Consider the following 13504-nt stretch of genomic DNA (forward strand, 5'->3'; position numbering starts at 1 on the left):
GAGGTGAAATATGATACTATCCGTTCAGAATGTCAGCAAATCATTTGGAACAGACGAAATTCTAAAAAATGTGTCTTTTCATATTGAAGATCATGAAAAGGCAGCCGTGGTCGGCATCAACGGTGCCGGAAAATCCACACTTTTAAAAATCATAGTAGGAGAACTGACTCCTGACACCGGAGAGGTCATCACTGCAAAAGGTAAATCCTTAGGCTATTTAGCACAGCATCAGGATTTAGAGGGTGACAGGACCATTGAAGAAGAATTGCTTTCCGTAAAGAGTGATGTGATCGCAATGGAGCAAAAGATCCGTGCGATGGAAGAACAGATGCATCATGTAGAAGGGGCAGAATTAGAAAAACTTTTAGAGGACTATAACCGTATGCATCATCAGTTTGAATTAGAGGGCGGTTACAGTTACCGGAGTGAGGTTTACGGTGTCTTAAACGGACTCGGTTTTTCACAGGAAGATTATCAAAAGAAGATCAGCCAGCTCTCAGGAGGACAAAAGACCAGAGTTGCGCTTGGAAGACTGCTTGTTACAAAGCCGGACATCATCCTGTTAGATGAGCCGACGAACCATCTGGATATGAACTCTATTACATGGTTAGAAACCTTTTTGATGAACTACAAAGGTGCGGTAGTCATCGTGTCCCATGACCGTTATTTTTTAGACCGTGTCGTGACAAAAGTCATTGAAGTGTCGCTGCATCAGGCGCAGGTCTATGAAGGCAATTATTCTGAATATGCCGTAAAAAAAGAAAAAGTCCGCGAGGCACAGCTAAAAGCCTATTACAATCAGCAGCGGGAGATCAAACATCAGGAAGAAGTCATTACCAAGCTGAAATCCTTTAACCGTGAAAAATCCATAAAGCGGGCAGAGAGCCGTGAAAAGCTGTTAGATAAGATCAATCGTTTAGAAAAACCGGTGGAAGAACATACCGATATCAAGATCACATTAGAGCCGAATATATTAAGCGGTAATGATGTCTTAAGTGTCGAGGGTTTAGCAAAATCTTTTGGCAGCCAGAAACTGTTTGAAAATCTGGATTTTGAGATCAAGCGTGGAGAGCATGTTGCCCTGATCGGAAACAACGGAACCGGAAAAACAACGATCTTAAAGATATTAAACGGAATGCTCAAAGAGGATGCGGGAGTCATCCGGCTTGGAAGCAATGTCTATATCGGATATTATGACCAGGAGCATCAGGTACTCCATATGGAAAAAACACTGTTTGAAGAGATCAGTGATGCATATCCGGAACTGAACAATACACAGGTGCGAAATACCTTAGCGGCATTTTTGTTTACCAATGATGATGTCTTTAAAAGAATCGGTGATCTGAGTGGTGGAGAGCGTGGACGTGTGTCTTTGGCAAAGCTGATGCTTGGCAAGGCGAATTTTTTAATTCTCGATGAGCCGACGAATCATTTGGATATTTTTTCAAAAGAAATATTGGAATCGGCATTGAACCACTATACGGGAACCGTCTTTTTCGTGTCCCATGACCGTTATTTTATCAATAAGACGGCACACCGGATACTGGATCTGTCTAACGGAGTGCTGACAAATTATCTGGGAAATTATGACTATTATATAGAAAAACGTACAGAGCAGGAAACGTTAACGCCGTCAGATGCAGAAACCGTTTCAAAAGAAAAAGCAGAGACAGAGAACAAACAGGACTGGCAGAAACAAAAGCAGGAACAGGCACGCCGCAGAAAAATTGCCAATGAACTGCAAAAAGTAGAAGCCGAGATTGAAATGTGCGAGCAGAAAATCGCCGAGATCGATGAGCAGTGTCAGGACCCTGCGATTGCAGTAAATTCCGCAAAATTAAATGAACTTGGAAGCGAACGAGCCGTTTTTTCTGAAAAACTCGAAGCTCTGTATGAGCAGTGGGAAGTGCTGTCAGAAGATAGTTAAATTTTTGACACATTGACAGTAAAACTACAAATGCTTATAATATATGTAGTTGGCTTAGGAGGAATTAAAGTGGAAAAAGAGATTTCACAGGCAGTAATTCGCAGAATGCCCAGATATTATAGATATTTAGGGGAACTTTTAGACGAAGGCGTAGAGCGTATCTCGTCGAATGAACTTAGCAGCAGAATGAATGTCACTGCGTCACAGATACGCCAGGATCTGAATAACTTTGGCGGATTCGGACAGCAGGGATATGGATATAATGTAAAATTTTTGCACGATGAGATCGGTAAGATTTTAGGCTTAAATCAAAGACACAATATTATTGTAGTCGGAGCCGGTAATCTGGGGCAGGCACTTGCGAATTATGTAAAATTTGAGAAACTGGGCTTTGTGATCATTGCCCTGTTTGATGTAAATCCTGCACTGAAAGGAAAGACAGTGCGTGGAATAGAAATTCATATGATTGATGAAATGGAAGACTTCTTAAAGACACACGATGTGGATATTGCGGCATTGACCATGCCAAAACAAAAGGCAGACGCAGTTGCAAAGAAACTGGTGGATTCCGGCGTACATGCGATCTGGAATTTTGCACATGTGGATTTAGAACTGACAGATAAGGACGTGGTAGTAGAGAACGTTCATCTGTCCGACAGTCTGATGCAGTTGTCCTATAACATTGTAAAAAATCAGTCAGCAAAAGAAAAATAGAGTAGGGACGGGGATTTCACATGAAAGAGAAAGAATATTTCAAAGGAGCCTTGATCAATAAGAAAGTACCGATTCTGGTCTTAGACCAGAAGTGGCACCGGCTGTTTGCGATTCATGGAAAATCAGACGAGATTCAGAGTACGGAAGAAGAATTGAATCATCTCATAGCCAGACAGGGGCAGGCAAATCAGGATATCAAAGACTTAAAAAAAGTCAAAGCCAGTCTGATGGAGAGCATTGTTGCACATATGGATGAGAGTGATGAGCAGAGTAACCGACCGTCAAATGATAAGATCATGGATGAGAACACCCGCCTGATCAACGAAGTAAATGAAAAGATAGAAGCATGTGAGGATGAACTGTTAGAACTGCCAAAACAGATCAAAGACGCAAATGAAAGACTCATGTTAGCAAGCATGGAGTTCTGTTATGAGAAACTTCGCACAAATGATGAAGAGATCAAAGAAATCGATGCCTGGATCAAACAGGTGCGGATCGATCTGAAAAAGAATATCATCAAAAAGCAGAACCGTGAGATCAACAGTAAGGAAATCTATTCCTATATGCATGATATCTTTGGTGCGGAGATCATAGATGTCTTTGACCTGAAAGAGGAAGAAGAACAGGAACAGAAAAAAGAAGAAGAATAAAAAAGCGGGCGCTTTACCGGTTCGGTAGAGCGTTGTTTTTGCATTAGGAATCCTACAAAAAGGGAGAAGTGATAAAATGCAGTATTTGCTGAATGCAAGAGAGATGAAGCAAATTGATAAGAATACGATAGAAGTCTTTGGAGTGCCATCCCTTGTTCTGATGGAACGGGCGGCACTGCGTGTTGTGGAAATGATAAAAAAGGAAGCAGCAGATGCGAAGAGAACACTTGTAGTCTGTGGTACCGGAAACAATGGCGGAGACGGTATGGCAGTGGCACGGATGCTTTATTTAGAAGGCAATGAGGTAGAGGTATGGCTGATCGGAAATCCCGAAAAGTGTTCCGAAGAGACGAAAAAGCAGTATGATATCTTAAAAGCATATGGCATTCCAGTCGTGGAACAAAAAGAGGGATTTTGTGAGCAGTTTTGCGTGCAGGAGCCGGATTCAGAACAGGCACAAATACAGACACAAATGCAGACACAGATACAGGCACAGACTGCGTATACCCTGATCATAGATGCTCTGTTTGGGATTGGGCTTTCAAGGAATGTTGAGGGAATCCACCGGGAAGCAATCGAAGAAATGAACCGGTTAGAAGGAACAAAAATAGCGATTGACATCCCATCCGGAATCCATGCGGACAGTGGGGCAGTCATGGGAAACTGCTTTTATGCGGACCACACCGTGACCTTTGCATACAATAAAACAGGATTGTGGCTGTATCCGGGAGCAGACGCGGCGGGGCAGATCCATATTGCAGATATCGGGATCACAAAAGAGAGCTTTTTAGAAAAAGAGCCACAGATGCTGATGCCACAGGCAGAGGATTTAACAAGACTTCCAAAAAGAAAAGCAGATTCGAACAAAGGAACTTACGGAAAAGTGCTTGTCATAGCCGGAAGTGAAGAAATATCAGGAGCGGCATATTTTTCAGCAAAGGCGGCATATCTAAGCGGCTGCGGACTGGTCAAAGTCTTTACACATGAAAAGAACAGGACGATGCTGACTACAAGGCTGCCGGAGGCAATCCCGGTTACCTATGACGGAAAAAAGAATCTGAAAGAATCCCTGATCGCCGCAGTACAATGGGCAGACGTATTGGTACTTGGACCGGGACTGGGGCGCTCGGACACGGCAAGACAGATTGTAAAACTCACGATACAGACAGCGGCAGTTCCGATCATTGTGGATGCAGATGCACTGAATCTGTTATCCGAAGAATTAGAAATATTAAAAGGTCCGCATACGGATCTGATCGTAACACCGCATTTAGGCGAGATGTCACGACTGGTAGATATGCCGATAGAGTATATTAAGAAAAATATCTTAATGACGGCACAGGATTTTTCAAGAGAATACAATGTGATCTGCGTTCTGAAAGATGCAAGGACGATCACAAGTATTCCTTATGGAAAAACATATGTAAATACTTCCGGAAATCATGGCATGGCAACCGCGGGAAGCGGAGATGTTTTAACAGGGATCATAGCAGGCTTCCTTGCAGGCGGGCTGACACCGGAAGAAGCCGCGGTGTTCGGAGTCTATGTGCATGGACTTTCGGGCGATGCAATGGTAGAAAAAACAGGTTACTACAGCCTGATGGCAGAAGATATATTAGATGGAATCAAAGAGGTATTAAAATGAAAACAGAGCAGGATTATCAGCGTGTTTATGCAGGAATTAATCTGGATGCAGTCATGCACAATTTAGAAAAGATGCATACATTAATAAAAGACGATACGAAGATCATCGCAGTCATCAAAACAGACGGATATGGTCACGGTGCCGTTCCGATTGCGAAAAAAATCGAAAGTCTCCCATATCTTTGGGGATTTGCAGTGGCAACACAGCAGGAGGGAACGGTTTTAAGAAGACATGGAATAAAAAAGCCGGTCCTGATCTTAGGCCACAGCTTTGAAGAAGAATTTGAAAGAATTGTAGAGGACGACTTAGAGCCGGCAATTTTTACTTATGAATCGGCAAAGGTGTTGTCAGAGACTGCAAAACGTCTTAAAAAGACTGCAAAGATACACATTAAGATCGATACGGGAATGAGCCGTATCGGTTATCAGGTCAGCGAGGCAAGTGCGGATGAGATCGCAAAGACGGCAGAACTGAAAAACTTGAAGATCGAAGGCGTATTTACACATTTTGCAAAAGCAGATGAAGCAGATAAGACCCATGTACATGGTCAGATCGCTGCTTATCAGAAAATGCTTACAATGTTAGAAGAGCGTGGCGTTGAAATTCCGTTAAAACACTGTTCCAACAGTGCAGGGATCATTGATCTGCCGGAAGTGAATATGGATGCCGTGCGGGCAGGAATTATTTTATACGGACTGTTACCGTCGGATGAGGTACAAAAAGAACGCATTGATTTAGAGCCGGTGATGACTTTAAAATCAAAAGTCATTCATATCAAGACGTTAGAAAAAGGAAGAACGATCAGTTATGGAGGCACTTATGAGGTAACACATACGGAAAGGATCGCAACGATCCCGGTCGGTTACGGGGATGGTTATCCGAGAAGCCTGTCGAATAAGGGCTGGGTGCTGATACACGGACAAAAAGCACCAATCTGCGGAAGGATCTGCATGGATCAGTTTATGGTAGATGTGACCGATATTCCAAAAGTCAGAGTAGGCGATGAGGTGACACTGATCGGAACAGACGGCAGTGAGACGTTGAGTATGAATGAACTCGGAGAACTTTCAGAGCGGTTTAATTATGAGTTTGCCTGTGACCTTGGCAAGCGTATTCCGAGAGTTTTTTACGCAGACGGAAAAATTGTCGATACCAAAGATTATTTTGACGAATAAGATACTCCGTATAAAAATTCGTATACACTCGAAAAATTTGGGAAATACTTACTGTAAATTCCAATTTTGGAGTGAAAGATATGGTAATTCATAGAGGAGATATTTATTATGCAGATTTAAGACCGGTGGTAGGATCAGAACAGGGTGGAGTACGTCCGGTGCTGATCATACAGAATGACATTGGGAATAAACATTCACCGACGGTCATCTGTGCCGCGATCACGAGTCAGATGAACAAGGCAAAACTTCCGACGCATGTGGAGCTGGATTCAAGCCGGTATGCACTGGTCAAAGATTCTGTAGTGCTGTTAGAGCAGCTTCGTACCATTGATAAAAAAAGACTCAGAGACAAGGTCTGTCATCTGGATCGGGAAATACTGCGAAAAGTAGAACGTGCATTGCTTATCAGTCTGGATCTGAATACATAATCTTGACTAATATGCATAGAAATGATACGATTTTCTCAAAAAGAATGATTCATTACCAAGGAAAAGAAGGAGAATGATATGGACGAGGGTGGGAGTAGGAATCCGTTTTTAAGACTATTTTCAAAGAAAAAAACAGATGATGAACAGATGGAACAAGAGATCATCTCTATGGTAGATGAGGCACACGAACAGGGTGCCCTGCGGGAGAGTGAATCCATGATGATACACAATGTCTTAGCGTTAGATGAAAAAGAAGCAAAGGACATTATGACACATCGGAAGAATATCGTTGCCATTGATGGGAATACACCATTTAGTAAGGCAATGGATTTTATCATAGAAGAGACACATTCGAGGTTTCCGGTTTATGAAGAAGACATTGATAATATTATCGGTGCAATACATATCAGGGAAGTATTGATGTATGCAAAGGATTCATCGGTTCAGAACATGCCGATCAAGGACATCCCAAATCTGATCTTTGAAGTGGATTTTATTCCGGAGACAAAAAATCTTGATGCATTATTCAAAGAGATGCAGATGAAAAAGAGTCATATCGTGATCGTTGTGGATGAGTATGGACAGACTGCGGGTATCGTAGCCTTAGAAGATATTTTAGAGGAGATCGTCGGAAATATCTTAGATGAGCATGACGAGGAAGAACATACCATAGAGCAGCTTACGGAGGATACCTGGATGATGCAGGGAATGACACCGTTAGAAGAAGTAAGCGAGATTTTAGGGATTCCGTTTGATTTAGAAGATTATGAGACGTTGAACGGATATCTGATCTCACTGGTTGGAAAAATACCGTCTAAGAACGAAGAATTTTCTGTGGAAGGCAACGGCTGTCAATTCGATGTCCTCTCCGTAGAAAATAAAATGATAGGGAAAGTGCGTGTGAAAAAGCTGTCCGATCAGGTGGCGGAAGATGCACAGACTTGTCAGAACGAGGAAAAAATGGTAGAATAATTCAAGAAAAACGAACAGAAAAGAGGAACTATATATGTCAGGACATTCCAAGTTTGCCAATATCAAACACAAGAAAGAAAAAAATGATGCGGCAAAAGGAAAAATATTTACAATTATCGGACGTGAGATCGCAGTTGCAGTAAAAGAAGGCGGTGCAGATCCTGCAAACAACAGCAGATTAAGAGATGTGATCGCAAAAGCAAAAGCAAACAACATGCCGAACGATACGATCACAAGAGGAATCAAGAAAGCATCCGGAGATGCAGCTTCCGTCAATTACGAATATGTAGTATATGAAGGATATGGACCAAGCGGAACAGCAATCATCGTAAAGGCACTGACCGACAACAAGAACCGTACAGCGGCAAATGTCAGAAATGCATTTACAAAAGGAAAAGGAAATATCGGTACACAGGGTTGTGTATCTTATATGTTTGATACCAAAGGACAGATCATTGTTGCAAAAGAAGATACAGAGATCGAAGCGGATGATCTGATGATGATGGCATTAGATGCCGGAGCAGAGGATTTTTCGGAAGAAGAAGACAGCTTTGAGATCATTACAGACCCGGACGATTTTTCTAAGGTCAGAGAGGCACTAGAAGCAGAGCAGATTCCAATGGCATCTGCCGAGGTGACCATGATTCCACAGACTTATGTACAGCTTACCGATGAGCAGGACTTATACAATATCAATAAGACACTTGATTTATTAGATGAAGATGAGGATGTTCAGGAAGTGTATCATAACTGGGATGAATAATCACAAACACCCCGGCAGTGCCTGCCGGGGTGTTTGCTACAGGAGGAATTGTTCATGGATGGGGGATTAGAACAACCACAGATAGATGAGATCGAATATCTGAAACTGACGGATGAGTTAAAGCGTGAGATGCCGGATTTACTGACAGATATCAAGAATCCGTTGGATGGTTTTAAAAAAGATGAATATGAGCAGGCATTTCTTGCATATATTAAGGAACATGACGATATTTTACGGGAGATAGAAGATGTCTATGTCTGTAGTACAAATGCAAAAGAAGGGATGCAGACACTGGCACAGGAGTTCGTAGAATATGTAAAAACAAGCCTTGAGACAGAGACGAAGAAAAGAAAACGCTCACAGAAGCTGATGGACTACAATATGATCTTAGTCGTCTATCTGTTTCCGGCACTTTTAAAACAGAACCAAAGATCAGGAGAAGCCTTTGCAAAGGCATTATTGCAGGAGTGGAAGCAGGCGTTTCCAAAGACAAATCTGCATTTAGCTTCTTATGAAGAGATCGCAGAAGGATTCCGGCAACGGTTTTGCTATATTACGACAGCAGTCTGTCAAAGTCTTAACAAAGGGGACAACTGTGAGGAACTTGTGCTGTTACGCGGTTACCGTGACGGTTATCTGATGGGACTTCCGGGCGGTCAGAGAGTGATACAGGAGTATTATGACGTTGCACCTACGATCGTTAAGCATATTAACCGCAGGGAAAATGCAGAGGACATTTACCGTGGTATCTATGAGACTTATCTTCGGACATGTATCGGTCTGATCCGCGAGGATAAAAACGAGCAGTGTCGGAAGGTGTATACGGATATGGTATATGAACTAGAGGATAAATATTTTTCATAAAGGAGCTAGAAGATGAGTAATAATTATAAGATTGAGACAAAGTGTATCCAGTCCGGCTGGCAGCCGACAAAGGGAGAGCCGAGAGTTTTACCGATCTATCAGAGTACAACTTTTAAATATGATACCAGTGAGCAGATGGGAAGACTGTTTGATTTAGAGGACAGCGGATATTTTTATACAAGACTTCAGAATCCGACCAATGATGCGGTTGCACAGAAGATCACGGAGTTAGAGGGCGGTGTAGCAGGAATGCTGACTTCCTCAGGCCAGGCAGCAAATTATTATGCGGTATTCAATATCTGCGAGGCAGGAGATCATATTGTCAGTGCATCTACTATTTATGGAGGAACCTTTAACCTCTATGGAACAACCATGAAGAAAATGGGCGTAGACTGTACCTTTGTGGACCCGGATGCATCTTATGAAGAATTAGAAAAAGCATTTCAGCCAAATACAAAATGTGTGTTTGCAGAGACCATTTCCAATCCTTCATTAGTGGTACTGGATATAGAAAAATTTGCAAAATTAGCACATGCACACGGTGTACCGCTGATCGTAGACAATACGTTTGCAACACCGATCAACTGTCGTCCGTTTGAGTGGGGAGCAGATATTGTGACACATTCCACGACAAAGTACATGGACGGACATGCCATGTGTGTAGGCGGAGCTATTGTAGACAGCGGAAATTTTGACTGGGAAGCTCATGCAGACAAATTTCCGGGACTGACACAGCCGGATGAATCCTATCACGGTATCATCTATACACAGAAATTTGGAAAAGGTGCATACATAACAAAAGCAACTTCACAGCTCATGAGAGATTTAGGTTCTATCCAGTCACCACAGAATGCATTTCTTTTAAATGTCGGACTTGAAACACTTCATTTAAGAGTACCGAGACATTGTGAAAACGCGCTGAAAGTGGCACAGTATTTAAAGAACCATGAAAAAGTGGCATGGGTACGTTATGCCGGATTAGAAGATGATCCGTATTATGAGCTTGCACAGAAATATCTTCCGAACGGAACCTGTGGAGTCCTTTCCTTTGGATTAAAAGGTGGACGTGATGTTTCCGTTGGATTTATGGATAAATTAAAACTTGCTGCAATTGTGACCCATGTGGCAGATGCAAGAACCTGTGTTCTTCATCCGGCAAGTCATACACACAGACAGATGAATGAGCAAGAACTGATCGAGGCAGGAGTACAGCCGGATCTGATCCGTTTTTCTGTTGGAATTGAAAATGCAGAGGATATTATCGCTGATTTAGAGCAGGCGCTTGAAACAGTTTAGAATCATTAACTAATACCAGTATGGAGGGTTTTTATGAAAAGAGTTCTTTTTGCAGCCTCAGAATGTGTTCCGTTTATCAAGACCGGAGGCCTTGCGGATGTATGTGGAGCATTACCAAAGGAATTTGACAAATCAGAGTGGGATGTGCGTGTCGTCATACCAAACTATAGCTGTATTCCGGAATCTTTCCGAAATGAATTCAGATATGTGACCCATTTTTATATGAGTACAGGCTCCTACATACAGAATAAATATGTCGGTGTTTTGCAGTATGAACTGGATGGGATCAAATATTACTTTATTGACAACCAGGAGTATTTTGACAGTTTTCTTCCATATGGAAATGTACGTTATGATATTGAAAAATTCTGCTTTTTTGATAAAGCAGTGTTATCCATGCTGCCGTTGATCGGCTTTAAACCGGATATCATCCACTGCCATGACTGGCAGACCGGTCTGATCCCGGTCTATCTGAAAAATGAATTTCAGGGGGATATGTTCTTCTGGGGCATTAAATCCATTATGACGATCCACAATCTGAAGTTCCAGGGTGTGTGGGATATTGAAACCATGCAGGGTTTAACAGGACTGAACGATTCTTTCTTTACACCGGATAAGTTAGAGTTTCAGGAAGATGCGAACATGTTAAAAGGTGGTTTGGTCTATGCAGATTACATCACAACGGTCAGTGATACCTATGCACAGGAGATCCAGACAGCGTACTATGGAGAGGGATTGGATGGACTTTTAAGTGCACGTCATATGGATATGCAGGGCATTGTCAATGGTATTGATTATGAGGCGTATGATCCAAAGACAGATGCAAAGATTCAGACACATTATGACAGTACGGATTTCAGAACAAAAAAATGGAAGAACAAAGTAAAGCTGCAGGAAGATTTAGGCTTAAGCGTAGACAAGAAGAAATACATGATCGGTCTGATCTCAAGGCTGACCGATCAAAAGGGTGTGGATCTGATCGACTATGCGATCGAGCGTATTGTGGATGACTATACACAGTTAGTTGTAATCGGAACCGGAGAAGCAGATTATGAGAATATGTTCCGTCATTTTGCATGGAAATATGGTGACCGGATTTCTGCAAATATCTGTTATTCTGATGATTTAGCACATAAACTGTATGCGTCAGCGGATGCGTTTTTGATGCCTTCCAGATTTGAGCCGTGTGGTCTGACACAGCTGATCTCTTACCGGTATGGTACGGTTCCGATCGTGCGTGAGACCGGAGGATTAAAAGACACGGTTGTTCCATATAATGAATATACGAATCAGGGCGAAGGTTTCTCGTTTGCAAACTACAATGCAGAAGAGATGCTGAACACGATCAATTATTCAAAATATATCTTCTTTGAGAAAAAGAGACAGTGGAACCAGATGGTGGAACGTGGCATGAACCTGGATTATTCCTGGAAAAAATCCACAGAACGCTATGTGGGATTGTACCGCTATCTGTTAGGGGAAGTATAGTCAGGGTGCTGATAAAAAAAGCGATAGTCAACTAAATGGTTAACCTAGTGACAAATAAAGGTTGACAAACAACAAGAAAAGCGGTATTCTATTGTTATCTTAAAAATATAAAAGGTTAACAATAGGAGGAGCTGTTCGTTATGTTTGAATCTACAGCAGAAAAAACAGAGAAGAAAGTAAATGTAAAAGATATGACGGTCATTGCACTGGTTACAGCAGTCATTTGTATCATTGCACCGTTTTCTATCCCAATCGCAATTTCGCCGATCCCGATCACACTGGCACTGTTTGCACTGTTTTTAGCAGGCATCATCTTAGGAAAGTGGAAAGGTGTGGTGTGTACCGTGATCTATCTGCTTTTGGGTATGGTAGGGCTTCCGGTGTTCAATGGTTTTAGCGGCGGAGTGCAGAAACTGGTGGGACCAACCGGTGGTTATCTGATCGGTTACTTGTTTTTGGTATTTTTCACAGGATTATTTGTTGAAAAATTTCCAAACAAAATTCCAATGTACTTTGTAGGCGGTATTATCGGAATTATCGTATGCTATGCATTTGGAACGGTATGGTTTGTTTTACAGTATAAGGTAGGTTTTCTTGAAGCGCTGACCATGTGTGTATTCCCATATATTCCTATGGATTTAGTGAAGTTAGTAGCGGCAGTCATTATCGGTTCACAGGTGCGAAAGATTCTGATCCGTCAGAATCTGATCTCATAAATATTCTGAAAAAAATTACATAGACTATAAAGATGAAAAGGATAGAGAGTAAGATTCTCTATCCTTTTTTCGTCAGGACCGATTTGATAGAACAAAACGGACTGCAGAAAAGAAAATACAGTGACAAGGAGAAGATTTATGGGAGAAGACAGAAACAGCAGTGACGATGGACAGCGACTTTTAGATAAAAATGACAAACAGCACAAGATACACTTACTCTCTGTGATCGGAGAAGTAGAAGGGCATGAGACACTTTCCGCTAATACCAAGACAACGAAATATGAGCACGTTCTGCCAAAGTTAGCAGAGATTGAAGATTCGAAAGAGGTGGACGGCCTGTTGCTCCTGTTAAATACGGTCGGTGGAGATGTGGAATCCGGACTTGCAATCGCAGAAATGGTTGCATCACTGAGCATTCCGACGGTTTCACTGGTATTAGGAGGAAGCCATTCGATCGGAGTACCGTTAGCGGTATCCGCAGACTATTCCTTTATCGTGCCGAGTGGAACGATGGTCATCCATCCGGTCAGATTGAGCGGAACGGTCATTGGAGCACCACAGACCTACGACTATTTTAAACAGATGCAGGACCGTATTATCGGATTCATCTGTGAGCATTGTTTTGCAAAGCCGGATCAGATGGAACGTCTGATGATGAATACGTTTATGCTGTCAAAAGATTTAGGAACGATCTTAGTAGGAAAAGAAGCCGTGGAGGAAGGCATCATCAATGAAGTGGGCGGCATGAAAGAGGCACTTGCCAAGCTTCATCAGATGATTGATGCGGGCATAAAATAAGAAATTAAGACTGAAAATCTTAGGAAAGTTTTAATGACAAGCATGCTCAAATGTGATATTATAACCGT

13 protein-coding genes are annotated in these 13504 nt (G+C 42.1%); all 13 read left to right on the forward strand.

Features of this window, described 5'->3' with window-relative positions; genetic code table 11:
* The first annotated feature begins 10 nt into the window (after positions 1-10).
* The 13 genes from abc-f (at position 11) to WMO43_RS06930 (ending at position 13436) form a co-directional block, all read left to right on the forward strand.
* Positions 11-1927 (forward strand): ribosomal protection-like ABC-F family protein, encoded by a 1917-nt coding sequence (gene abc-f / locus WMO43_RS06870; protein WP_353530679.1) that lies wholly within the window; start codon positions 11-13, stop codon positions 1925-1927.
* 30 nt (positions 1928-1957) lie between these two features.
* Complete coding sequence (locus WMO43_RS06875) at positions 1958-2641, forward strand: redox-sensing transcriptional repressor Rex (RefSeq protein WP_353530680.1); 684 nt, start codon at positions 1958-1960, stop codon at positions 2639-2641.
* Between the two features lie 20 nt (positions 2642-2661).
* Positions 2662-3291: a hypothetical protein gene (locus WMO43_RS06880; RefSeq protein WP_353530681.1), complete on the forward strand. Its 630-nt coding sequence runs from the start codon at positions 2662-2664 to the stop codon at positions 3289-3291.
* 76 nt (positions 3292-3367) lie between these two features.
* Positions 3368-4936 carry an NAD(P)H-hydrate dehydratase gene (locus tag WMO43_RS06885; RefSeq protein WP_353530682.1) on the forward strand — a complete coding sequence of 523 codons (1569 nt, stop codon included), beginning with the start codon at positions 3368-3370 and terminating at the stop codon, positions 4934-4936.
* On the forward strand, positions 4933-6111 hold the full coding sequence (gene alr / locus WMO43_RS06890; RefSeq protein ID WP_353530683.1) for an alanine racemase: 1179 nt from the start codon (positions 4933-4935) through the stop codon (positions 6109-6111). Before WMO43_RS06885 ends, alr begins: the two co-directional genes overlap by 4 nt.
* A gap of 80 nt (positions 6112-6191) precedes the next feature.
* Entirely contained in the window at positions 6192-6539 is a 348-nt protein-coding gene (locus WMO43_RS06895) for a type II toxin-antitoxin system PemK/MazF family toxin (RefSeq protein WP_353530684.1), read from the forward strand.
* A gap of 78 nt (positions 6540-6617) precedes the next feature.
* Entirely contained in the window at positions 6618-7511 is an 894-nt protein-coding gene (locus WMO43_RS06900) for a hemolysin family protein (RefSeq protein ID WP_353530685.1), read from the forward strand.
* A gap of 34 nt (positions 7512-7545) precedes the next feature.
* Positions 7546-8274, forward strand: coding sequence for a YebC/PmpR family DNA-binding transcriptional regulator (locus WMO43_RS06905; protein WP_177962674.1), 729 nt, complete (start codon positions 7546-7548; stop codon positions 8272-8274).
* A gap of 54 nt (positions 8275-8328) precedes the next feature.
* Positions 8329-9138: a CFI-box-CTERM domain-containing protein gene (locus tag WMO43_RS06910; RefSeq protein ID WP_353530686.1), complete on the forward strand. Its 810-nt coding sequence runs from the start codon at positions 8329-8331 to the stop codon at positions 9136-9138.
* A 12-nt stretch (positions 9139-9150) separates the two neighbouring features.
* Positions 9151-10434 carry an O-acetylhomoserine aminocarboxypropyltransferase/cysteine synthase family protein gene (locus WMO43_RS06915; protein WP_353530687.1) on the forward strand — a complete coding sequence of 428 codons (1284 nt, stop codon included), beginning with the start codon at positions 9151-9153 and terminating at the stop codon, positions 10432-10434.
* A 33-nt stretch (positions 10435-10467) separates the two neighbouring features.
* On the forward strand, positions 10468-11922 hold the full coding sequence (gene glgA, locus WMO43_RS06920) for a glycogen synthase GlgA (RefSeq protein ID WP_353530688.1): 1455 nt from the start codon (positions 10468-10470) through the stop codon (positions 11920-11922).
* Positions 11923-12062: 140 nt separating this feature from the next.
* Positions 12063-12638: a biotin transporter BioY gene (locus WMO43_RS06925; RefSeq protein WP_353530689.1), complete on the forward strand. Its 576-nt coding sequence runs from the start codon at positions 12063-12065 to the stop codon at positions 12636-12638.
* Between the two features lie 138 nt (positions 12639-12776).
* Complete coding sequence (locus WMO43_RS06930; protein ID WP_177962679.1) at positions 12777-13436, forward strand: ClpP family protease; 660 nt, start codon at positions 12777-12779, stop codon at positions 13434-13436.
* Positions 13437-13504: the final 68 nt, after the last annotated feature.

Source organism: Maccoyibacter intestinihominis, assembly GCF_040096355.1.
In the GTDB taxonomy this organism is placed as follows: Bacteria; Bacillota; Clostridia; order Lachnospirales; family Lachnospiraceae; genus Maccoyibacter; species Maccoyibacter intestinihominis.

What these genes read in the sequence shown, in the direction of transcription:
- abc-f (WP_353530679.1), top strand. Translation starts at nt 11, where the DNA reads ATGATACTATCCGTTCAGAATGTCAGCAAATCATTTGGAACAGACGAA.
- WMO43_RS06875 (WP_353530680.1), top strand. Translation starts at nt 1,958, where the DNA reads ATGCTTATAATATATGTAGTTGGCTTAGGAGGAATTAAAGTGGAAAAA.
- WMO43_RS06880 (WP_353530681.1), top strand. Translation starts at nt 2,662, where the DNA reads ATGAAAGAGAAAGAATATTTCAAAGGAGCCTTGATCAATAAGAAAGTA.
- WMO43_RS06885 (WP_353530682.1), top strand. Translation starts at nt 3,368, where the DNA reads ATGCAGTATTTGCTGAATGCAAGAGAGATGAAGCAAATTGATAAGAAT.
- alr (WP_353530683.1), top strand. Translation starts at nt 4,933, where the DNA reads ATGAAAACAGAGCAGGATTATCAGCGTGTTTATGCAGGAATTAATCTG.
- WMO43_RS06895 (WP_353530684.1), top strand. Translation starts at nt 6,192, where the DNA reads ATGGTAATTCATAGAGGAGATATTTATTATGCAGATTTAAGACCGGTG.
- WMO43_RS06900 (WP_353530685.1), top strand. Translation starts at nt 6,618, where the DNA reads ATGGACGAGGGTGGGAGTAGGAATCCGTTTTTAAGACTATTTTCAAAG.
- WMO43_RS06905 (WP_177962674.1), top strand. Translation starts at nt 7,546, where the DNA reads ATGTCAGGACATTCCAAGTTTGCCAATATCAAACACAAGAAAGAAAAA.
- WMO43_RS06910 (WP_353530686.1), top strand. Translation starts at nt 8,329, where the DNA reads ATGGATGGGGGATTAGAACAACCACAGATAGATGAGATCGAATATCTG.
- WMO43_RS06915 (WP_353530687.1), top strand. Translation starts at nt 9,151, where the DNA reads ATGAGTAATAATTATAAGATTGAGACAAAGTGTATCCAGTCCGGCTGG.
- glgA (WP_353530688.1), top strand. Translation starts at nt 10,468, where the DNA reads ATGAAAAGAGTTCTTTTTGCAGCCTCAGAATGTGTTCCGTTTATCAAG.
- WMO43_RS06925 (WP_353530689.1), top strand. Translation starts at nt 12,063, where the DNA reads ATGTTTGAATCTACAGCAGAAAAAACAGAGAAGAAAGTAAATGTAAAA.
- WMO43_RS06930 (WP_177962679.1), top strand. Translation starts at nt 12,777, where the DNA reads ATGGGAGAAGACAGAAACAGCAGTGACGATGGACAGCGACTTTTAGAT.